22 protein-coding genes and 2 pseudogenes are annotated in these 20,955 nt (G+C 41.2%); 2 read left to right on the top strand and 22 right to left on the bottom strand.

Translation table 11 applies throughout. The features are described 5' to 3' along the window. The 9 genes and pseudogenes from L5M11_RS22380 to L5M11_RS22340 form a co-directional block, all read right to left on the bottom strand. A pseudogene (locus L5M11_RS22380) lies at positions 1-875 on the bottom strand (IS3 family transposase); the annotation flags it as partial. A gap of 69 nt (positions 876-944) precedes the next feature. Further along, positions 945-1,253: a GNAT family N-acetyltransferase gene (locus tag L5M11_RS22375; RefSeq protein ID WP_263193290.1), complete on the bottom strand. Its 309-nt coding sequence runs from the start codon at positions 1,251-1,253 to the stop codon at positions 945-947. Between the two features lie 164 nt (positions 1,254-1,417). Continuing rightward, positions 1,418-1,708: a hypothetical protein gene (locus tag L5M11_RS22370; RefSeq protein WP_014620416.1), complete on the bottom strand. Its 291-nt coding sequence runs from the start codon at positions 1,706-1,708 to the stop codon at positions 1,418-1,420. Positions 1,709-1,977: 269 nt separating this feature from the next. Beyond that, positions 1,978-2,526, bottom strand: a complete 549-nt coding sequence (locus tag L5M11_RS22365; protein WP_263193289.1) for an HNH endonuclease family protein — start codon at positions 2,524-2,526, stop codon at positions 1,978-1,980. After that, positions 2,526-2,834: a hypothetical protein gene (locus tag L5M11_RS22360; RefSeq protein ID WP_263193288.1), complete on the bottom strand. Its 309-nt coding sequence runs from the start codon at positions 2,832-2,834 to the stop codon at positions 2,526-2,528. Before L5M11_RS22360 ends, L5M11_RS22365 begins: the two co-directional genes overlap by 1 nt. Next, positions 2,834-3,739, bottom strand: a complete 906-nt coding sequence (locus L5M11_RS22355) for a hypothetical protein (protein WP_263193287.1) — start codon at positions 3,737-3,739, stop codon at positions 2,834-2,836. The genes L5M11_RS22360 and L5M11_RS22355 overlap by 1 nt, the downstream gene beginning before the upstream one ends. 13 nt (positions 3,740-3,752) lie before the next feature. Further along, entirely contained in the window at positions 3,753-4,394 is a 642-nt protein-coding gene (locus tag L5M11_RS22350) for a recombinase RecT (protein ID WP_263193286.1), read from the bottom strand. Positions 4,395-4,408: 14 nt separating this feature from the next. Continuing rightward, positions 4,409-5,131 carry a recombinase RecT gene (locus L5M11_RS22345; RefSeq protein ID WP_263193285.1) on the bottom strand — a complete coding sequence of 241 codons (723 nt, stop codon included), beginning with the start codon at positions 5,129-5,131 and terminating at the stop codon, positions 4,409-4,411. 357 nt (positions 5,132-5,488) lie between these two features. After that, positions 5,489-6,214 carry a hypothetical protein gene (locus tag L5M11_RS22340; protein WP_263193284.1) on the bottom strand — a complete coding sequence of 242 codons (726 nt, stop codon included), beginning with the start codon at positions 6,212-6,214 and terminating at the stop codon, positions 5,489-5,491. A 46-nt stretch (positions 6,215-6,260) separates the two neighbouring features. Between L5M11_RS22340 and L5M11_RS22335 the strand changes: the two genes are divergently transcribed. Further along, positions 6,261-6,773 carry a lytic transglycosylase domain-containing protein gene (locus L5M11_RS22335; RefSeq protein WP_263193283.1) on the top strand — a complete coding sequence of 171 codons (513 nt, stop codon included), beginning with the start codon at positions 6,261-6,263 and terminating at the stop codon, positions 6,771-6,773. Between the two features lie 500 nt (positions 6,774-7,273). Here L5M11_RS22335 and L5M11_RS22330 read toward each other — a convergent pair whose 3' ends face one another. Further along, positions 7,274-7,735: a metal-dependent hydrolase gene (locus L5M11_RS22330; protein WP_263193281.1), complete on the bottom strand. Its 462-nt coding sequence runs from the start codon at positions 7,733-7,735 to the stop codon at positions 7,274-7,276. After that, positions 7,732-8,325 (bottom strand): hypothetical protein, encoded by a 594-nt coding sequence (locus L5M11_RS22325; protein WP_263193280.1) that lies wholly within the window; start codon positions 8,323-8,325, stop codon positions 7,732-7,734. The genes L5M11_RS22330 and L5M11_RS22325 overlap by 4 nt, the downstream gene beginning before the upstream one ends. Before the next feature lie 382 nt (positions 8,326-8,707). On the opposite strand from L5M11_RS22325, the gene L5M11_RS22320 reads away from it, so the two are divergent. Further along, a complete protein-coding gene (locus L5M11_RS22320; RefSeq protein WP_263193279.1) occupies positions 8,708-9,409 on the top strand; it encodes a hypothetical protein in 702 nt (233 codons plus the stop codon). Positions 9,410-9,466: 57 nt separating this feature from the next. Here L5M11_RS22320 and L5M11_RS22315 read toward each other — a convergent pair whose 3' ends face one another. From L5M11_RS22315 to L5M11_RS22265, 11 genes and pseudogenes are all read right to left on the bottom strand, one after another. Next, complete coding sequence (locus tag L5M11_RS22315; protein WP_263193277.1) at positions 9,467-9,946, bottom strand: hypothetical protein; 480 nt, start codon at positions 9,944-9,946, stop codon at positions 9,467-9,469. A gap of 169 nt (positions 9,947-10,115) precedes the next feature. Then, positions 10,116-10,604 carry a hypothetical protein gene (locus L5M11_RS22310; protein WP_263193276.1) on the bottom strand — a complete coding sequence of 163 codons (489 nt, stop codon included), beginning with the start codon at positions 10,602-10,604 and terminating at the stop codon, positions 10,116-10,118. Positions 10,605-10,729: 125 nt separating this feature from the next. Continuing rightward, complete coding sequence (locus L5M11_RS22305; RefSeq protein WP_263193274.1) at positions 10,730-11,746, bottom strand: toprim domain-containing protein; 1,017 nt, start codon at positions 11,744-11,746, stop codon at positions 10,730-10,732. A gap of 190 nt (positions 11,747-11,936) precedes the next feature. Then, entirely contained in the window at positions 11,937-13,679 is a 1,743-nt protein-coding gene (locus tag L5M11_RS22300; RefSeq protein ID WP_263193273.1) for a vWA domain-containing protein, read from the bottom strand. A gap of 81 nt (positions 13,680-13,760) precedes the next feature. Continuing rightward, on the bottom strand, positions 13,761-14,735 hold the full coding sequence (locus L5M11_RS22295; RefSeq protein ID WP_263193272.1) for an AAA family ATPase: 975 nt from the start codon (positions 14,733-14,735) through the stop codon (positions 13,761-13,763). A gap of 115 nt (positions 14,736-14,850) precedes the next feature. Next, the gene (locus tag L5M11_RS22290) at positions 14,851-15,918 is read right to left on the bottom strand and encodes a DUF3150 domain-containing protein (protein ID WP_263193271.1); all 1,068 of its coding nucleotides are present in this window, start codon (positions 15,916-15,918) and stop codon (positions 14,851-14,853) included. Between the two features lie 110 nt (positions 15,919-16,028). Then, a complete protein-coding gene (locus L5M11_RS22285; RefSeq protein WP_263193270.1) occupies positions 16,029-16,580 on the bottom strand; it encodes a hypothetical protein in 552 nt (183 codons plus the stop codon). A gap of 371 nt (positions 16,581-16,951) precedes the next feature. Continuing rightward, a complete protein-coding gene (locus tag L5M11_RS22280; protein WP_263193269.1) occupies positions 16,952-17,146 on the bottom strand; it encodes a hypothetical protein in 195 nt (64 codons plus the stop codon). A 354-nt stretch (positions 17,147-17,500) separates the two neighbouring features. Next, positions 17,501-18,052, bottom strand: coding sequence for a hypothetical protein (locus L5M11_RS22275; RefSeq protein ID WP_263193267.1), 552 nt, complete (start codon positions 18,050-18,052; stop codon positions 17,501-17,503). Between the two features lie 711 nt (positions 18,053-18,763). Continuing rightward, the gene (locus L5M11_RS22270; RefSeq protein WP_263193266.1) at positions 18,764-20,539 is read right to left on the bottom strand and encodes an ATP-dependent helicase; all 1,776 of its coding nucleotides are present in this window, start codon (positions 20,537-20,539) and stop codon (positions 18,764-18,766) included. A 179-nt stretch (positions 20,540-20,718) separates the two neighbouring features. Beyond that, a pseudogene (locus L5M11_RS22265) lies at positions 20,719-20,955 on the bottom strand (IS4 family transposase); the annotation flags it as partial.

The following is a 20,955-nucleotide window of genomic DNA, read 5'->3' as shown; positions in this document are numbered from 1 at the left end:
GTCAGAGTGAAATATCAGGTTTTTAGGCTTACCCCGTGATTCAAATGCCATTTCCAGTGCTTTCACTGTTAACTCAGTATCTGGTGAAAATGACATCGCCCAACCCACCGCTTTTCTGGAAAATAAGTCCAGTACAACCGCTAAATAGCACCAGCGATTACCCGCCCAAATGTAAGTGACATCGCCACACCAAACGGTGTTTGGTTCAACCACTGCAAATTGTCGTTCGAGTATATTGGGGATAGCGACATGCTCCTTCCCAGCCTTCTTGTAGTGATGTTTCGGTTGTTGGCAACTGACTAATCCTAGCTTTTTCATTAGCCTAGTGGCTCGATAACGACTTAGTGCAAAACCCCGTTCAGAAGCGATAGTGGCAATGTTTCTCGCACCAGCGGACTGGTTGCTTTGCGTATGTATCGCTTTGACTTCACATTCTAAACGTCGCTGCTCTGGCGTCACAATATGCTCGTGACTCACCCAATAACGGTAACTACTACGGTTCACGTTAAATGCATGGCATAACACTGAAATAGGATATTTATTGCTCTGATTGAGTTTCTCGATTATCGAGAATTGTTCAGCGAGTCCGACATCAATAGAGCGGTAGCCTTTTTTAGGATTTCTTTCTCAAGATTAATCCGCTCAATTTCTCGTTTAAGTGCCCTAATCTCTATCTGCTCAGGCGTCATGGGTGAGGCTTTAGGAGCAAGCCCTTTGCGCTCGACCTGAAGCTGCGTTACCCACTTACTGACCGTTGATTTACCTACGTTCATGGCTTTGGCTGCCGCTTCTTGTGTATAGCCCTGGTCAATGACTAATTGGGCAGTTTCGAGCTTAATCGCTGCGCTATATCGTGCACGTTTACTTTTATTCATTTTGTCACCTAAATTCGCTATGAATGAGATCATAACATTTCTTATTAGGTGGCCAAATTCAGTGTGCCACTACAAAGGGAGTGATTTAGCATGGTTTATATGAAAACCATTTCGCTCAAAAAATTCGACATTCGATTTGTGGCATTCTAAAAAGGCTGGTTCTCCATTCAAATCTGACAGCACAATTTGAAGCAGAGTTCGTCCGCACCCCTTTTTTCTCATATTTTTGAATACTGACAAGCTGTGAATATGATACGCGCCTGTAGGACCATTCCATTTATCAAACACAAAACAGAATGCGATAGTCTTATCCCCGTCTTGCAGCACATATAACTGCCCCAAATTAGTAAAATATGCCCTACAGAACGATACGAACATGTTGAATTTATAGTTAGTATTGGAATCGCTGGACGTAATTGCGGCGAGGTATAGTAATTGATAAATAGTTTCTTTGGACTCGCCGCTTTCATTCAGTCTTAATCTAGAATATTTCATGTCTTTGTTATCTCTACCTTTAATGTACGTATAAAACCTTATTAGATTCATCTTTTTTTGAAATACAGAGAAAGCATAATCACACCTACTGAACAAACAACAAACATAAGAGGAAGAACAATTGCAGAAATTAAAGCGTCAGTTACTATAGGATTTGCAAGCATAAAGGCAACTAAATAAGCTATTAATACAGTCAAATTAAAAGCTATACGGCATTTTTTATTGCTAAATGACCTTCCGATTAACGTCATGATTGGATAGATGAGTAATATTCCTGCCATCCAGTAACTAAAAGTTAATGATGAATCAGATAAGATGATCAGAGGATTGCTATTCATACATGTTCCTTATTTTCGACAAAGATAAGCTCGCAAGCCGGTTTGATTGCTAAGAAATATGCCAATCCTCCGTAAGCGAATCCGAGCAGACAACCTAGCATCTTACTCTCTACACCCAATACCTCAGCATTGACATACCCAGCTATCAAGGTCGAAACTAAATAAATTGATAATAAAATAAATTTAAGCACTGCCATTAACCCCTATATAACTCTAACGCATATCATCCGTATCTTTTGCTCTATAAAATATTTTACTACGTAAAACGCTTACAGCGAACACTTGCTAATTAACTCATTAACTTTGACTCGCTCCTTGTCGTAATAACTTAATTTATACGTCAGCATTATCCGATGAAAACGGGCAATGTACTGACATTGATTTTTAGGAGGTAGCCACTCCGTAATACCAGCAGCTCCTTTTTTTCGATTCAGAGTGCCCTCTACAGCTTGTAGATTGCGCGGATCATTCGCAAAAATTTCACGTTGTTCCCGTGACCAGTATTTTGCCCCCCGAGCGTGTGCATATCCGAGCGCAACAGTATGGTCAATCTCAAGATCTCTCGGATTCACATATATATCTCCCGTCCATGACGAAATCCAGCGACCATGCGTCACAGTGCGCCCATTTGAGCTATATGACACCGGGATAGTCGAAAGCATGGTTAATAACTCTTGCCGCGTATTGCGACCATTGCCATCAAAATCGCTCCAATGCGGGTAATCACCGCGATTATAGTTGGATTGTGCATGTGCTGAACCTAGGGCCACAAAGTTTGAACATACGAGTATGAGTAATGCGACTCTATTCATTTTCATCATTGCGTCCGTAATGTTTGCTCACCAAAATCGTTTATTGATAACTGCATTTCATTATCGACCATAGCGATAGCCCCATTTAAACATAAAATTTTCATGCAGTTATCACATATACCAATGCCCCGATAAATTAAACTGCTTTCGACTATATTGACGCTCCCGCGTACTAATTCATCTTTAAGTTCAGAGCCACATTTGCAGTCAATTTTTAGCTCACTGATCACTTGGCCGGTAGCTAACTTCTTAGGGAAATTCGATGCCATTGGTCGATTCAGGCGCATAAACTCTTGAAGTTGTTTGGTGTCCATCAATTTTCATTACTCTGTTCTGTGGTCAGTTTCCAGCGAAGTAACACTGCATTACTGATGTGATAATCCACCGTGTCTATACTTGATTTTTTTAGACCGGCAAGTGCATACGCTACGTTCGCAGCACAATTATTGGGTAAAACAGGTGTCTTTGACCCATTTACTAATATCGTTCTAGGTTGTTCAATAGCATCATCAAGCAGTTCAAACGCAAACGGAATTTTAGTTATGTCGCTATTCTGCGGTAATGGTCCCATTAAAGGAGTTCTGATCTCTTTCGATGGAAAGTGCCTCAATAAATACATGCACCGAGCAGCAATCGCTTTTCGCTCATTTTTGTTGGTCGTTAACGCCAGACATGCGGGCTCTTGCCCTTCACTGCCAACACGCAGCAATAAATACCCTGCACGAGTTTCTTCAAATACCGCGGATGTGAATAAATCTTGCGTTAGAAACCACGCCAGCAACCCGGTACTTATCGTGATTGAATCACAGTTGTAAAGAGTTAACGCGCTCACTTTTCCGTTGTTATTAACTAGCGTAAATGGCTCGCTGGTTCCCGCTTCACATACCCAAGTGTTATCTGGCACATGTTTAGACTCCGGGGGGTTCACACTCACCCTTGCATCGACTCTGGATGCGGGTATCGGTAATGCACCTTTTTTCACTGGGTATGCTCCTTGCAATATAAAGTGCTGTACCCATACCGCGAAACAGCTTTGTATTACATTCCAAATAGCCCCATCATCACGGTTAATTACCTCTAATTCATCAGATACTTCACTCCCAACTGCCATGATTTTTATGGTGTGTTCGTCAACGTATGCTTGCAATTGAAACTCACCTTTTAATGCTATAGCTAATGCCGTATCTACTTTCGTGGTTGGTCTGACTCGTGCTTCCATCAAATACTCCTTTTCATGCCGCATTGGACCAAAATTTCTCTGATAGCCTGACCGTTTTAGCCAATAACATTCCTGTAAAAAACTCATCCCAAGCGCGACTTGCTACTTGGCGATATTCATAGGTCATCATTAATTCGTCCATTGCAAAATGGGTGACACACAAGCCCCCGCCGGCTAGTTCTGCTACGCAGTATGCCCCGCGAATTAGCCCACGTTTTTTGCTGAATGGATCGTATTGATGGAGCGGTGGTGTAAAAGTGTCGATCCATTGAAAATCGTCAAGCTCAAAAACTATTGATGGCCTAGCTGAGCGAATTATTCCTGCTTTAGCTGCGGTATCACGCAACCCCCTGTAAGTCATACATAGGTTCACGCCGAGCCATCCAGTATCATAGTAAGCCCCTAACACAATACTTGCCTGTTTGCGGTTTGGATTCAGGCTAATTCCGGCTGATGTTAGCTCAGTCATTGTATCAAAAATACTGTGTAGGTTAATCGAGCCTATTTGTTGAGGACTGCGAATCAAAATACTATGTAGTTGATTAAATAATATGTTTAGCTCAACTTGAGCAAAGCAGTTATTCGGGTACGCTGCATGGAACTCATTACTTAATTGTTGTAAATATAAACCAGTATCGGTAGGGGTGTAAGACATACTATTTACTCCAATTAATCTAATAATGAATCAAAGCGAGAAGTTGAGTTTTCAATAATCCCTGACGCTATAAACTTACTCGCCTTTACTGGGCTCGTTAGGATTTTTATAGGCCGGTACGCTTCGCACTGTCCCATTGCTGTACTATAAAACCCTTCAAAAGACTCAATAGCCACATGATTGAGCAATCGCCATAAAACTTGCTTCTTAACCATTTCATCTACGTAAACTGATTGCCAGACTTCACTACCATTCGCCGCGACAGACATTATTTCATCATTCGTCATATCGAAAGTCACATACTCGCCAGAGGGCAATAGGGCTGACGCTAAACCACCCAATAACGGCCCACGATTAGGTGACAAGCCGCAAAGAGACACTATTGGTAACTCACCATTCAAGACCTTTACAGTGTCCCCCTCGCGGATAGCCCATGCTTGATATGCTATAATTTCACCCGACCCTAAAGCTAAATCAGCCGCACCTAGGTAAGTTAGTTTGATTTCGATTTGGCCGTTATCATCGAGAGATAGATAAAGTAGGTTTTCGCCAATACTCCACGTTAACCCAGTGGTAGCAAATACGGCCAACATATAGGCTTCTAGCTCATCGGCAGGAAAATTAAAGCCTGATTGACCTATGAGGTATTTCACGTTTGCGCGTTCTGCATTGAGCTGCGGAACTGAGAGTTGATGATTGTTAGCGAGGGCGAGCTTAATAAATTCAGAGGCTTTCATAACTGCTTCTTAATAGAGAAAATTTTGTTATCTCTATTAAGCCACAGTCTTTAAATCACGCAAATTTTACGGTTTAGGTATTACTAAACTCGTATGATTGGACCAGATCTTGATGGTTGAAATGAATATCCATCCATTCGAGTTGATATGTCGAGCATGACTTATAATTACGAACATCGTTACCCATTAAATCGAGCTTAACTAAACGACCTCGATCCATTAAATACACTGTAGCGGGAAAGACTATACCCTCCAAAAAACGCTTGATGTATATTCCTGGCACTCGCTCGGTTGTAATGTTTTTCAAAACAAGAAATAAATCATTGGTATGCAAAACTAACAGCATTCCCGCCCTCCTTAATCACGACCCCACTTAATCTTTTCAGCCGGAGTTAGCTGACTCCAGCCCATCAATTTTCCCATTGATAATGAACTGCTATCTATTAAGTATTTGTTTACTTTGTTATTTTCACTAGGATCATTATCCTTTGCCATTATAGCAATACTGCTTAACTCAATTTTACCGAAGCTAGATTGTCGATCATAAAACAAACAATCTAATTCTGCGGTGCTGTCATTTTTAATTATACCTGCTGTTGACTCCATCGCTCCGTTGATACTGAGATAGCATTCAGGATAATCCGTAAATCTCATTGTTATCTTAAAGCGTGTATCGTCAGCTAGATACGTTGTTACGCCATCGAACTCAGCCTCAACGACTTTAGTCGCGGCTTTGTGTTGTGACGCCAGCTTATTAAGCGATTTCACAGTGATATTGATAGGATCTGCTAGTAACGCATTTTCAGCATTTGAAGCTAGTTTGTACCACAAAATAAACCTTTCTACGTCCCCTGAGTAAGTAATGTATGCCAGCCCTGAAACGGCTACCACAGACAAAACTAAGGGATCAAATTTGAGCCTCAACCTACCTAGTGGATTATGTTTATTTATTTTTTGAAATTTCGCCTTGATGTAGTCAATGTTTAATGGGATATGAAAGGAGGTTAACCTCGCGAAAGTTTGTTTTTTAATGTTGCTGATTTTTTCGGTAACGGCGTAAGGCATTGCCTGATGCTCACTCACTTGTGCTATGATGCCAGTATTACACACATCTATAATTATGAGCAATATGGCAATCGTAGATATAGCGGATTCAAATGCGAGTTACGGCAAGGCTGTAGCCCAACAGGAGCTGCAATTTTGCATACAAGAAGCCCGAAAACCAATAGACCCTGATTTGCTACTTTCAATTCTTATAGCAGAAGGTGGTCGTAACGGGGCTATTGTCAAAAATAAAAACGGGAGCTTTGATTTGGGCGTGGGGCAGATAAATACTATTCAGTACAGTGAACCTTGGTTTACCGTGCGATACCCCAACTGGAATGATGTGGCATTTGATACGTGTACCGGGGTTGAGGCTGCGGCAGACATCTTACTTAGACGGATGTCTGAGTTAAACATTGGTCAATCGGTGTGGGAGGCTGTAGGGCATTACAACTCCAAAACTGGCAGTATAAAAATCCAATATCTACAACGTGTTATGCAGATTTATACTAACCTGTCACAAAACAAGGGTACGGATTTCAAACCTAGCATGACTGTTACGTACCAACAAAAGAACTTTTTTACATCGGGGCGCTAACGTGCCGTAGGCTGGATACTAACGATTGCAGAACGAACTGGATTTTTTGTACACTGGCCCCGCCCCAAAATTCTAAACATGTTGAACACGTTACTCGCCCGTTAATCACGCTAACTCTTACAGAGTCTCGAATATGCAGTGATTTAACCGCGAGAGTTGCGCGGTACTCTGCGGGATTAGCGATTACTGGCAATGGACCGCTAATTGAGACTTTTAGCTCCGTGGCTCGATTGTTATCATCCCAAATTTTCTCATAAAAATAATCAGCATTAACTCCTATCTCTAGTATTATATCATCTGCATTATACTCTAAATGCGATTCATACTGATGGACAGACACTGCCCTACATAGTAGCTGCCCTAGCACTATACATCCTAGATTGCGTACATCATCTGGCGTAACGCTGTTCACATACTCGGCAACCAATTCGCTTTTTAAAACTCGTTGGTGCCTAAAGAGATTAAAATCCAGAACATTTTTTGAACTACTGCTCATATATTCACATCCATCTGAAACACAAAAAAACAGTCAAGAGCATTAAGATACCTTGTGGTACACCTACTCGTTGGGCTCGACCTAACGGCCAAAATAATCTCACACCAGCAGGCGTAACAGCGTCACCTAGTAGATGACTCATATACCCTACAATCAATGCCTGTGCGATAACAGAATTGGCAGAATAGCCAACCAATAGCCACATCATAAACATAACGGCCCACAATGAATGAGTTATGCCTCGATGTGAAAATATCGCTATGATGTTTGATATTGGCCTTATACGCCGCCCTAGTTTTGAATCTGGGTGATCTATGTCAGGCAGTAACGATGCAAGTGCTACCACTGGCAACGCCAAAACCCATTTAAGAGGCCCAATAACTATCTCAGATTGATATTGGTTCACTAAGGGGGCATAGATCCCCCAACAGCTCAAACCTAGTATGATGTGCCCTTGATACCTCACTCAACTACTGCCACGCCAACAACCTGTTTAGGCGCGACCATTGCCTCTACCTCGGAGTACGCATCTTTAGATCGTTTTTCAAAGTTGCTTTCATTTAGCTCAATCATCCGTTCCAGTTTTTCATAAGGCAAATGAAGCAGCATATAGACTACATATTTACCGTTTTCAACTTGGACAGTAGTGTTAACGTGGTTATAACCAACGACTTTTGCTTTGTTCACGAGTTTAACGATAGTTTCATCATTACTCTGATTAGTGCGGCCGTTACGAACCTCTGTATTTTGACGTTCGCGTCCAGACACTTCTTGCGACACAGTTTTAGCAATTGCATATTCAGCATTCAAATTAGCAATGTTACGAGCCATCATTAAATTATCTGCCTGACCCATCGCGGTTGCATAAACACCATCATTGTTAGACATTGGCGGGTTTAAAAACCAATCAGGTGCATTACTAACTGAAACCTTCATCTGCTCCGTTTTAGCCTCAATGAGCTCGTTTTGTGCATCCGCATAATCGGCCACAGGGTTTGAGCTGCAACCTGACAAAGTAATGAATGACACAGCGATTAGCGTTAGACATGTTTTCATAATGTATTCCTCTATATTTATAAATATTCTGTTGATTTTGACTAGCTACAGATTGATTACACCACACATACTTTTTGTGGCAAATTTTCACGAAAAAATAAATAAATACAGAGGGATAGGATATAAATTCATATGTGTATCAGTAGTTAATTAGTAAAGCTCTTACTTAATATGTACCCAATCGCGGCTATATTACCCCCCACACCCATTAATTGGGTACATATTTTTTAAGAATAAAAATTATTTAACCTGTCCCATATCAGATAGCTACGAGGCTTGACGAGAAGCGCGTCAATTAATTAAGTAGAAGGATGAAATTTGCCACAAAATAAATATGTGAGATAGTTTCCCTATTGTGAAACTAGATTCGCGGATGTGTTTAATGATTGTTAACAAAAGTAAAACTAGAGTTGAAGCATCGGTTTCAACGCGCATCACTACTAACCCCGTTCTTGACTCAATCTTTACTGAACTAGGCTATGCAGGAGACATTAAGGCGAGTTTAATCTACCTTGAGGTGCATTTACGCTCTATTGGGCTAGTGCCAGAAAGTATCAATAGAACACACCTTAGCGAGCTAGTTACACTGCTCATAGATGAAGGTGTTAACTTGCATCCGTTGAAAGCAGATCTTGCGCTTGTATCTATACCAAATGACTCTGTGCCATATCCCATATTAACGGCGCGTGGATATGCCAAACTGTATAATCAGAAACAGGGAAAATTACTGGTTAAGCCAATGTACAGAGGTGATCACTTTGCCAATAATGATTTATCAACCTGTGTCACTCCTGAAAGTATCATTATCGACTCCAAGCAAGAAATTGAAGGGTTTATTGCCGTTTATAAAGACAATGACAGCGATTTAACGTTATCTAGCTCTATCTCAACCGATGAAATAAACGATATTTTGAATAGATTTCACAAATGTAGCCTACCCGCTTCCCAGGTTGGTACAGGGTTAGCATTTAATCGCTTATTTAAGGTCAATCGCACTTTCAAAATGAATACATCTACGGCCAAATTTAACGAGTGGTTCAATCAGGCTAGAGTACAAATAAAAACGACTTATCGCAAAAATTAAAAATGGGTAAAAAAAACCGGTATCGTTTACTTTTCAGTAGACAATACCGGCTTGGGGTTAGAGTTTATCGCTAATCATTTTCACCATCAGTTTGTTACCTGTTTGTTGAAAATATTCTCGCCACTCTGTTTGTGGGAAATCCTCAAATTTAGGAGAGTGCCAAACACCCCAAAAATTTAATTCACATCCCCGCTTGATAACTTCCATCACATCACCTACTGGTGTTTTGTTAGCAATTTCAATCATCTTTTTTGTGGTAATTGGCGTTAAAGAACCAACTTCCATCGACACTATGTAGGGGGTAACTGGATACCCTTCATTGTGCCAAAACTCCGCGTGAAGTGGGTTGATGCCATAACCTACCGGAAATAACAACGTCCCCCCTTCTCGAATTACCCACAAAAACTGGGTGATTCCTGCATCTAAATACCGCTTCAAATCATTTTTATCAGTATCCAAATCGCTCTTGTGGATTACTGGTAGATTTAGACGGTTTGATTCATGTTTCATTAGCTCAAACACTTGATTAATATTCATATCTCACTCCATAAAAAAAGGGTGAGCTAACCCTTTTGGGTGTTGGCTCACCCAAGGGTTAAGTGATTGACTAAAATGTCATATCACTATGATTAAAATTAACATCCAGTGTTACGTTTGTAGGCTTTATGACACAACAAACGAACACATGATTGTTCGGTATAAATGATTACGCATGAGCGAACCGGCCTGCACGTTCACCATACGAAGCTATGCCATTCCAATTCACTATTGATGTTAGCGAAGGTGGCACATCATCTAAATGTTTAACGGCAATAGCCATTTCATAGCAGAAATCAATAAGCCCCACTTCATTAGCGGTTAAGACTTTTGTGGTAGTAGGTTTTGCTTTCGCAATCCTAGTTCCCCAATTGCAGAGATTGACTAGACTTAGTTCGTTAACGAACTCAGACGCAGTTAAATTAGCACTAAGCCTGACTTCATCCGAACACGCCAGCCTAACATCACCGTCATCCTTAATCTCATACAAGCCTAGATGAAAGATATGGACCGCCGGACGGCAATCTATTTCCACCCCCTCAAATGTAGCGTAAGCAACAATCTTTCTTGTATTAGTTACCCAAGCGCCAACAACTCGATCTAATCGATTCCAAGTACCAACGACAAGATTTGTTTTATTCAATTTTAAACTAGACATAACTCACTCCTAATAGTGTCCGTAAGACACAAACAAAAAAGGGTGAGTCATGCCCCAAGGGGACAATACTCACCCCCAAGGGTTTAATAATGGTAGACCTCCGTAAGAGGTCCACATAAAGCCACTTATGCGGCTGTGTTTTTTGAAAAGCTATTGTACTCGTCTAACCAATCTACGCCCTTTGCACCTTCTGGTATTGGAAGTTTAGGAATAAAAACCTTTGCATCTATACCGAGTGATTCTAATCGTTTGCGAAGTCTTTCTGCCGCTGCTTGCCCTGCACCTGAAACGTCTTTATCAGCAAAAATACTGACACGTTTCACTGTGTTTGGTATGTGTACCGCCTCTAATAACGAGTCGCTATAACATGCCCAAGTGGGTAAGCCTGACATTTCTCTAACAGCCATAGCCGTTTCGATACCCTCCGCAACGGCTAAATGCTCACCAGCGTCATAGTCAATCCGTATTGCACCGCCCCTCATATCCCCAGGTGGCGACATTATTTTTTTAACATCACTGACTGGCGCTTTCTTGCCGTCCTTCGTTAAATAAATGCGGTGCAACGTTAGTGGAGTGCCTTTTTTATCAAAGAAAACTCCTAACAATGCCGGGTGCCAACTTTTTACGAGCTGACCATCTACGTTCTCTAAATACATACAACTAGACAGTCCTCGTAATGTGTTTGGAATATCAGAAATATCCAATCCTCGGCCTTGAAGGTACGCTTTAACATGATCTGAATCAGTTGCTAAAACCGATTTTGACCAAACTGCGCGTAATGATGCTTTACGCTTTATAACATCAGCCTCTGGCAAATGATATTCAGCGGGTTTGAAGGGTTTTGCTTCGTACTTTACGTCTAGTTTGAGGTTGGCTAAACGACTAATTTCATCGCAAGCCTCCATTTTTGCCAGACCCAAGACATAAGCCACGGTATCAATTACATCCATATAGCCGATACCGTTGAGATAGGTCGAACCGTTGTTAGCTATTCTAAATACTGTTGTACCTTCACCTGTTAGTGGATCAGATACTTGCGATGGCTTTTTGTATAAAGCCTCGCTTAAAGCAGGGATTTTGGCGTAAATATCTAACGGATTAACGTTAGAACGAATAGCCCTTATCTTTTGCATTGCGTCCATAACTCACTCCAATTGCAGGGGATCTTCGATCCACACTAAAAGTAGAGAGCGCATCGAAGATCCCCTGCTAGAGAGAATCTTGGACGAACACACAGAGTTGAATTTTAGATATTCAATCTGTGTGCTCAGGCGCTATTAAGGCGCACTTCTCCCGTAGAGGGGAAGTTCGCCCCTCTAGGGATAAAAAAATTTAAATTACTTGTTTCAACAACTTAATAAGCTGATTTGGCAAATGCTTTATATCTAAAACATTTACTAATTCAACCCCTTCAAAACCAGCACTAGCTTTACCTAACATGATCGGCAACAACAAAATATTATGTTGTTGCAACCACTTAGAAGCTAACTGAACGTCATGTGGGGATTCAGGCTCACCGTCAGTAATAATAAACATCACTTTCTTTTGAGCTCGTTGAACAAGTAAAGAACTACCCAATTCCATCATGGCGCTACCCGTATGGGTTCCACCAAGAGCAACGTATGGTAAATCTTTCATTAAAGGCTGATGAAAATCTTTCATCATCAAATAGGAACCGCCAAAGAGAGCTATTCCAGTTTTAACACCTTTCTCTTTACCTAAAGCCAACGCTGTAGATAATGCCGCTTGACAAGCCATGTAAGCTGGTGAGCTATCTATCATAGGTTCACCCATTGAGCCTGACGCATCTAACAGAATACCAACAGCAAGGTTTGCTGATGTTTCTCTGCGATACGTTTTAGCCGCAGGATTACCTAAATAAGCATCTACGATGTAGTCCTCATTTAGTTCTCCGTACTGAGCACCCCCCCTAAGTTTCATGTTACTTTGACGAAACATGACTTTGACAGCGTTAGCAATAGCACCAGTAACACGCTGATTAGAATCGGGAAACTTATACTTCGGTCTATGTTTCCGATAATAATCTAAAACTTCATTACCTAGCACTTCCGCAGGGGGAGGCAATAATAAACCATCGCTTTGAGTTGATTTATATAGCTCTAAGATCTCACCTACATCCATGCTGCAATGACGCTTATCTAAATCGATATCAGAAAAACGAGGAGAGCCCCCTTTCTTCGAAGAACTAGCTTCGCAATTGGCATCGTCTTGACTGTCACCGTTGGCATCGTCTTGACTGTCACCGTTGGCACCGTCTTGACTGTCACCGTTGGCACCGTCTTGACTGTCACCGCTGGCATCGTCTTGACTGTCACCGTTGGCATCGTCTTGACTGTCACCGTTGGCATCGTCTTGACTGTCACCGCTGGCATCGTCTTGACTGTCACCGCTGGCATCGTCTTGACTGTCACCGCTGGCATCGTCTTGACTGTCACCGCTGGCATCGTCTTGACTATCACCGTTGCCATCGTCTTTCGCTAGGCTCGATAACTCTTTTAGAAAAGCTCTTGCTAACTCGACAATCTCTTTAGTGTTCTTGGCCGTCTGAGCTAAACCAGCATAACGCTCGCATAACGCAGCTAGATGGCTTGGCACCCAACAGAATTTCTTCATTATAGGTTTCAAGTTTGAAAGCCCATTTTTTAGATTTCCAACCAACAACATGTAAAACAAGATATCGTCAAGACAGTTAGTAAATGTCCGGCGCTCAATAAACTCAAGCAAAAAGGTTCTGCTGATTTGATACGAATTGAGTGCCCCCGGGAATGCCTTAATATTGCAAAAGTCAATCCTAATATCCTCAAGAACGTTGACCGTACTGAAAATATCATCATCTGGAAATGCTGAAAAATCGGTGTAATTTAAGTGCCCTGCTTCATGTAGAAGTGAGGAAACCATTACATCCCATTCTCCAACACCTATAACAATTCGCTTTCCATCCGTATAAGAGCTCCCCCCCGCTATACTCACTTTAACCCCCCTTGCGGTGAGTGCTTTGGCGAGAATAGAAAAAGCAATCTCTTGTTTACGGCCTAGCAGATTATTAGTTGACATAGCTCACTCCTAGTCGTGTCAGTAAGACACAAAAAAATGGAGTGAGCATTACCCCAAGGGGATAATACTCACCCCCAAGGGTTATTTATTTACGGCCTCAGCTAAGTTCATGTCGAACATAGAGCCAATGTGTAACTTACCAAGTTCGATAAGTGCCGTTTTTTCTTCTGCGGTTGACGCTGCTGTAAATACAACATCAAACACTTCTCTCATAGTGAAATCAGAAAGGCTTTCCCACAACACTGCCCAATCGACCAAAACGCGGGTAGAAAGGGCACTCTGAATGTGGTACTCACCGGCATTCATCGCATCTGTTGCCATGCTGTCACGAACCGTTTTTGCAAAGGTCGCCATAATCAAACGTATCTTAAAAGGCAGTTTAGTTAGGTCACCCAGTATTTCCGTATCGACAGAAATTTCGGGGTAAGCAAAACCTATCCAAATAAAACGGCGTTTAACGGCTTCATCCATATCGGTTGAAATCGAACCGTAGCGACCTGTCATGTCGGCAGTGCCGGGGGTTTGACATGTGGCTATAACACGAAACAGTGGATGAGGATTAACCACTTCTCCTGTTTTTTCAATCGCTAATGGCTTACCTTCTAGAATCGGGTGCAGACTAGCTAACAAGTCGTATGAACCTTTATCCATTTCATCCAACAGTAAAATACCACCCTCGCGGTAGGCTTTTACTACTACGGATTCCTCGAATACAGTTTCACCGTTTTTGATGCCGATGTTACCTTTAAGCGTTTCGGGCCTCATTGACTCACTCACAGAAACTCTATGTAAAGACAGTCCTAATTTTGCTGCTAAAAATGCAACAAACTCTGTCTTTCCTGTACCAGTTTCCCCGAAGCAAGCCAATGACATATTTCGACTTTTCCCAAACAACCAACCTAAAGCAATCCTAAGATTACGTTCATTAACTCGATAATTCGGGTTAACAGTTGGCACATTTAACATACCCGTAAAAACAGGTAGATTCTTAGTCGCTAAAAAAGCCGATGATGGGAAAAGCTCTGAACCGCTTACGTGATTTACTTTTATAGACATGACTCACTCCATAGTACCCGTGAGGTACTTAATATAAAAAAGGGTGAGTCATGCCCCAAAGGGGGACAATGCTCACCCCCAAGGGTTTAAAATAGCTGTAAATAGAAAAATCTAATTACAGAAAGTATGCAGCCATTGCAGCATCTAACTCTGTTTTAAGAGCTTCGCTAACGGCTTGTTTTTCAGCTTGCTTAGTAACTACATCATCATTAGATGGCGAAGTTGTACCACGCAAACCTTCTAGTAATTGAGCGACTTCACAGTCAACTAACACACTAGGTTCGTTACTAACAACCTCTGCTGGCACTATTGCATCAAGCCCAAGTTCATCGTAAGACGTTAACAAAGTTTCTAAAGCATCTTTGTTACTTAGGGATGTTAATAGCAATCGCAACAGCCCGAGTGAGCTGCTATCTAAGTTCCCATTTTTCGGAAACGAATGTCGCATTTCGTTCAAACATGCTGCAAGTCCAACCCATGTGTTTGATAGAAAGCTAAAGTTAATGGCCTTCGCTTCCATATCTGACAAAAAGCTAATCGCTTTTTGACCAACCACATCACCTCTGCCAATTTTTCTTAGTACGTCTTGCGACAATTCAGAAAATTCAAACAGTAATTTTTTGTCTATCTGATCACCTGCTTTCGCAGATTCTTCAGTTGACATAGAACCAATGACTATCGCCATAGGTGGTGACATTGACATGAAAAATCGAGACTCAACATCTTTCGATGTTGGTGCATCCCGGCGTATGAATTTAGCTACTTCGGGGTGTGCTTCACACTGATTTTCAAGTAATTGCTCATACGTTTTTACAAAGTCACTAGCCTCGCTGTCGAACTGACCTTGAATAAATTCAAAGCGCGTTTTAAGCAGATCAAACTCTGTTTCAGGAATTAACCAGCCGCCCCATACAGGAATGCCGGTTGTATCCATCAGGCGCTTTGCTCGCATGTAAAACTTACTAACAAATTTTAAAGCGGATTTATCTACCAAAAACTTACGTGGCCTTTCGGTAACTTGCGTTACGTCAGAACCTTCTTCATCAAAAACTTTTGATGATTTCTCTGACTGCTTGCCCGAAAAAGACGAAAAGTCTAATGACAGATAAAGCCCGTTTTTACCTTGCATTCCTGCGAGTTTTACTTGTCTAGCTGCGATATTTCCTGATGTATTAAGTTTCATGGCTCACTCCAAAAATACCCATAAGGTATTTAAAAAAAAAAAGAGTGAACCACCCCTTGAGGGATAAAGTTCACCCCTCAAGGTTTATATAAATTAAATAAAGCATTGTCCTAAATTAATGGAAGCGTAACGCCCCAGTTAATTTCCGAACAAACACCTTCATCAATGACTAGCTGCGCAGGCTGTTTAGAGCGTTTACGTTTGCGATATAAGACATCAGTACGATGATTTATACATGCGTCCGTTTTAGCTGCTGTACCTGTAAGTAATGGAAGCGAACTGCCCCAATTAACTTCTGACCAAACACCTTTACCATTGACTAGCTGCTCTTGCTGTTTAGAGCGTTTGCGTAACCAGACATCAGTGCGGTGTTTTAGGCTTGCGCTCGTAATCGCGGTTGTATCAACAAGTGATATAAAACCGTCCCTCAACAACTCCACATTTAAACCTGCATATCGACAAGCAATATGAAAGTTTTCAGAAAAAACCCATTCAAGAACTTCTTCTGCTTCTGTAACTGAATCTCGTATTAACTCAAGATTCGCACAAATCAAACCATCCCAAAAAGCGCGACATTGAGCCTCGCTCCAGTTGTAGTTATCATCTGTATTAACTTCTTCGCCCAGCAATTTCTCGCGGGTTTCGTAAGTTTTAATCGCCATAGCCCACTCCAAATTTTAAAAAAATGTCGTGAGTACGGCTCCTTGTTGGGAGGGTAATCACAACAAGGAAATAATGCTTAACGCAGCATTTATAAGCGCCCGTGAGGGAGGTCATTACGTTCAAAGCAGATTCTTCTGTAAGAGCGTAATAACCAAACAACAACCAAACACCTAAATCCAATTCTGCGTAGGCAGTTGGAATACTGAATAGTCAGCGAGAAGGTGGCGGGTTGTTGGAAGGATTCGGAGTAGAAAACTAAGCGAAAATGACTTTTAAAAAAGATATAAATCAGCTTTGCTTAGTTTGCCAATTGGCACCGGAGCCAATTGGCTGACCCAAACCCAAACGGGTAAAGGCTTTAGCTATCCGGCTAGATAACCGCAAGGTATTCACCCTGCGCTATTATTTTTTGGCCGCGAGCCCAAATAGATAGGCTTTCAGCCAACTCGCCCTTGTCAATCGTGGTATCAAACCCTAGTTCTGACGGGTTGACGTTCATGCAAACATCTGATGATGTGACGAAAAGATTAAAGTCTGAATAAAATATTGCAGATAAATTAGGCATAATATGTTCCTGTTAATAGAGTGTCTTTTCTTAACCACCTGTTATCCAAACAGTTATGAAAAGACACCCTAAAAACAGTCCGAGGAAGTTTTAGAATGTCTTGCTCTTACTTAATTAGATCCAACCTAGTCTGTCTAGTACAGGTCTAATCATTAAGAAATACACGTTTAGAGTACCGATAAAAATCGCACAAAATATAATAGCTTCCATAACTCACTCCAATTGCCATTTAAGACATAAAAAAAGGGTAAGCCTGTCCCATTTAGGGGCAATGCGTTACCCCTAAAAGGTTAAAAAATAACTAACTAAGATAAAATGCGCTGTAGATACGCACTCGTTTATATTATTTACGGTCTAAAAGGTTTCATCTAAACTATCAAGCCAAAGATCGAACCTTCTATCCATAATTGCAATTAATAGATAACTCATAAAATTAAACCGATGAGTCAAGCTATCCGTAAAATAAAACCGAGAAAAATCGATTTCATGGTGTACTTGATAAAGCATTATTTTGATGTCATCAAATACTTTATTATCTTCGATATTAAGATTATCCAAAGCAATGAATGTCAAGGTTTCTAAATCATGTTGATACATGAATCCTTCGTTATATGCTTTATCACCATCAAACGGATATTCACATTTACGACACACGTCTTGGTCACAACTATGAAATCCACAGTGCTCACAATTCAGAGTATAATGTTGATTGACACTTCCAGAATGACAAGCCTCGAAATTATGTCTGGTTGCATCTTGACCGCAATTTTGACATTTTTCTTGATTCTTATCTCCTTCGAAGTCAACAACATGATCGATAATGTATTGGTTGTACTGTTCATTATTAAAGACACCAATATTTTCAATAGATGGTGGTAATTTGATTATTGCATTTGATGTATTCATTATTCGCTCCTAACAACTGTTTTCACAGAAATAATTAAGCGAATCTTCCCTGTTGGGGAGTTAATTCGCCAACAAGGGTAAAGGTAAGTGATTTATTCAGATGTCCGAATAATATCTAGGCAGGTTGCAATCCTGTATTTAATCTAAATCCGAAGCTAACGGAGATTTTCATTGCTCAATGAATAAATTGAAAAATAAATTCAAGAACAACACCGATAACCAAACGCCAATTTATCTATTTGAATATTTCAATAAATAAATGATCTCGCGAGAGAAATGAAAAGCTGATTTTCAGCATTCAGACGTTTGGGTGAGAGGTTCTGGTGTGCTATAGCAATAACACTAGGAAAATGGCTTTCCTAGTGCAACTGATGGCGGATTTGAGGCGACAGAAATTCCACCTCTACAAGATGTTATGGCAAGGTGTGTGCGCCATAACCCTGAAATAAGCCTACTGAGAAGTAGGTTAGCATTCAGCCAACCATTAATGTTGGCCTAAAAAGTAGATCGTTAATAACGATACTGTTAGATGAGGTTGCTCAACCGAAAATGAGCTCCTGACAGTACAATATTGTTTTCACTCTAAATTGTCAATGTGTGTAATAAATTAATTATCCCACTCCCTGTTTGAGCCATAAGGGTACTGATCGCATTAGTAATCCAATTATCACATTTTGAGTCGATGTAGCATAAAATTAAAATGGAAAACTTTCACTTTATGCCTACCTCATTTGACTCAAGTTCATGTACCCTTTCTTCATCAATTTCATATAGGAACATGCTTGGGCTCACTGCATAACTTATATGCAAATTATAGATAGCCCTAGTCATAGCAACGTATAGCAGACGCCGTTCTTCTTCTTCTTTACCTTCGGCTAAAGCCTCTTTACTGGGTATTCCTCCATCCTCCGCGCAAGTGATCCAGACGTTATCAAATTGCAGCCCTTTTGATGAGTGCATAGTGATAAGTGTTAGCTTTGGTTCGGTATCATCATTGCGTTTCTTGCGTCCATCCAGCGATGCGGCTAATTTTTTGATGCTTTCACCGAGGCTTTCCCAGTTGCGAGCACCTATGACCTTACCAATCGCTTCTGCATGTTTCATGTCGCGCTTATCGAGGTGAAATTGTAATAACTTAACAACCTTCTCCATGTAGTTTTGTTTACTGTACTCTTGCCCCGCAGGTATGTCTTGCCACGCTTCGGCAAGAGCATGAAGTTTTATTGCATCACGGTTATTGCCTATGTCACTGGCTTTAAGATTTCCAAACGTACAGTTTGCTTGCTTACATGATTGAATAAGACTCGCGATCTCCGCAGACGGTAATGCGATTGAGGATAATGCTCTTTGCAGAGTTTGCTCATCATATCGACCTGTTATCACGGCTGAAAGCTGAATTAGACTATAAGGCGCAACACCATCAAAAAAGGATTTCCCCCCTTTTCGGTTATACGGGATGTTGTGGCCCTGAATAATGCCTTCTACGGCATCTAGCATAATATTGTTTCGCGCAATAACAGCCCAATTTTGGGGTGACTCGCTGATAGCTTTAAATATCAAATCAAGCTGATTATCCAGCGAACCCGCTTTTACAATCGTAACAGTACCTACATCTTCTCTTACTGCGTTCATAGGCTTATCAATACGATTAGGGTTATTGTAGGTAATCAATTTACCGGCATTTTTTAAAACTTCTTTGCTGCACCTAAAGCAGTCTCTTAGTACATACGCATCCGCGGCAAACTCCTGCTGGAATGCCACCATGTTACTGTAACCTTGGCCGCCTCGGAATGAATAAATGGCTTGGTCATCATCACCGACTACTACCAATTTCTTTCCTTTTATGGCGTGTTCCCTAAGCCAGAGGTATTGCAGTTCATCTGTATCTTGAAATTCATCAACCAAAATATGCGTTGCGCTTACGGGTTCTATTTCATTCTGAGCCAACCAGCTAACAGCGAGCTGGCAAATGATGTTGAAATCGGTCTTACCTTGAGTGTTCATCATATTTCTGTAAAGCTCATATAGCGCAATATCAGTATGTGAATAATCTTCTTCGTGATTCTGCTTACGTCCCATTTCATCAAAAAGCCTTTGCAAAGCGGGGACTTTAACGCTATCTCGGCACACTAAATCCAAGTGATCCGCTTCATTGAGAACCGACTTAACAAATAGCGAGAGCTCATTGTTCATCAGTAAACGGCGGTTTAGCTTTTTCTTGGTCATTGATAGTGCGGTGCTATGAAACGTACTTACAATTACTCTGCTTAGATCACGAGTTGAAAGTGCTTTATGCAAACGCTCAGTAAGTTCTACTCTGCCTGCATCAGTGAACGTCAGTAAATGAACCGAATAATCTTTGTCACGCGCTAACAATTTTTCCGTGAGAGCTATCAAAACAAAAGTCTTGCCCGAACCAGGTAATGCACAAACTAGCGTGTTCCCATCACTGTTAATTACTAACGATTGATCTGTTGTTGCACCCATATACTGCGCCAATATAACTTTGTGTTGACGACATGATAGTTTTCTTAGGCTAAACAAGCAATGCAGGGTGCATTAACAGAGAAAAAGTACATAACAATTTAGCTTCATCAGCGATGCTTTCTGTTGATTTTCTTCACAGCGGCATAAACAAAAAAGGCCACTGATAGAGTTAACACCTATCACTTAAGGTGTTTAGAGCGAACAGGGTAGCGAGTTTTATTGATACGAACGGTCCTTGCTTTGGGCCGTTTTCTTTTTTGGGGCAGTATGTAGCGTTTAACTCTCTCCCGCATGGCCCTTAGCTTTCTCGGGATGGAGCCGGGGGAGGCTATCGCACACCACATCAGCTCATCCTGAATATCTCTCAATGCCATCATAAAACTTATACGCAATGGCGATACCTGCGCCTCTCTCGC

It is taken from the genome of Shewanella sp. SM87, from assembly GCF_025653705.1.
GTDB lineage: Bacteria > Pseudomonadota > Gammaproteobacteria > Enterobacterales > Shewanellaceae > Shewanella > Shewanella oncorhynchi.
The sequence above is the reverse complement of the archived record's forward strand: the minus strand, read 5'-3'. Positions and strand labels throughout refer to the sequence as shown.

Bases quoted from the DNA above. Each gene is read 5' to 3' on its own strand.
- L5M11_RS22375 (WP_263193290.1), bottom strand. From the start codon at position 1,253: ATGTTCGTATCGTTCTGTAGGGCATATTTTACTAATTTGGGGCAGTTA.
- L5M11_RS22370 (WP_014620416.1), bottom strand. From the start codon at position 1,708: ATGAATAGCAATCCTCTGATCATCTTATCTGATTCATCATTAACTTTT.
- L5M11_RS22365 (WP_263193289.1), bottom strand. From the start codon at position 2,526: ATGAAAATGAATAGAGTCGCATTACTCATACTCGTATGTTCAAACTTT.
- L5M11_RS22360 (WP_263193288.1), bottom strand. From the start codon at position 2,834: ATGGACACCAAACAACTTCAAGAGTTTATGCGCCTGAATCGACCAATG.
- L5M11_RS22355 (WP_263193287.1), bottom strand. From the start codon at position 3,739: ATGGAAGCACGAGTCAGACCAACCACGAAAGTAGATACGGCATTAGCT.
- L5M11_RS22350 (WP_263193286.1), bottom strand. From the start codon at position 4,394: ATGTCTTACACCCCTACCGATACTGGTTTATATTTACAACAATTAAGT.
- L5M11_RS22345 (WP_263193285.1), bottom strand. From the start codon at position 5,131: ATGAAAGCCTCTGAATTTATTAAGCTCGCCCTCGCTAACAATCATCAA.
- L5M11_RS22335 (WP_263193283.1), top strand. From the start codon at position 6,261: ATGGCAATCGTAGATATAGCGGATTCAAATGCGAGTTACGGCAAGGCT.
- L5M11_RS22325 (WP_263193280.1), bottom strand. From the start codon at position 8,325: ATGAAAACATGTCTAACGCTAATCGCTGTGTCATTCATTACTTTGTCA.
- L5M11_RS22320 (WP_263193279.1), top strand. From the start codon at position 8,708: ATGATTGTTAACAAAAGTAAAACTAGAGTTGAAGCATCGGTTTCAACG.
- L5M11_RS22315 (WP_263193277.1), bottom strand. From the start codon at position 9,946: ATGAATATTAATCAAGTGTTTGAGCTAATGAAACATGAATCAAACCGT.
- L5M11_RS22310 (WP_263193276.1), bottom strand. From the start codon at position 10,604: ATGTCTAGTTTAAAATTGAATAAAACAAATCTTGTCGTTGGTACTTGG.
- L5M11_RS22305 (WP_263193274.1), bottom strand. From the start codon at position 11,746: ATGGACGCAATGCAAAAGATAAGGGCTATTCGTTCTAACGTTAATCCG.
- L5M11_RS22300 (WP_263193273.1), bottom strand. From the start codon at position 13,679: ATGTCAACTAATAATCTGCTAGGCCGTAAACAAGAGATTGCTTTTTCT.
- L5M11_RS22295 (WP_263193272.1), bottom strand. From the start codon at position 14,735: ATGTCTATAAAAGTAAATCACGTAAGCGGTTCAGAGCTTTTCCCATCA.
- L5M11_RS22290 (WP_263193271.1), bottom strand. From the start codon at position 15,918: ATGAAACTTAATACATCAGGAAATATCGCAGCTAGACAAGTAAAACTC.
- L5M11_RS22285 (WP_263193270.1), bottom strand. From the start codon at position 16,580: ATGGCGATTAAAACTTACGAAACCCGCGAGAAATTGCTGGGCGAAGAA.
- L5M11_RS22280 (WP_263193269.1), bottom strand. From the start codon at position 17,146: ATGCCTAATTTATCTGCAATATTTTATTCAGACTTTAATCTTTTCGTC.
- L5M11_RS22275 (WP_263193267.1), bottom strand. From the start codon at position 18,052: ATGAATACATCAAATGCAATAATCAAATTACCACCATCTATTGAAAAT.
- L5M11_RS22270 (WP_263193266.1), bottom strand. From the start codon at position 20,539: ATGGGTGCAACAACAGATCAATCGTTAGTAATTAACAGTGATGGGAAC.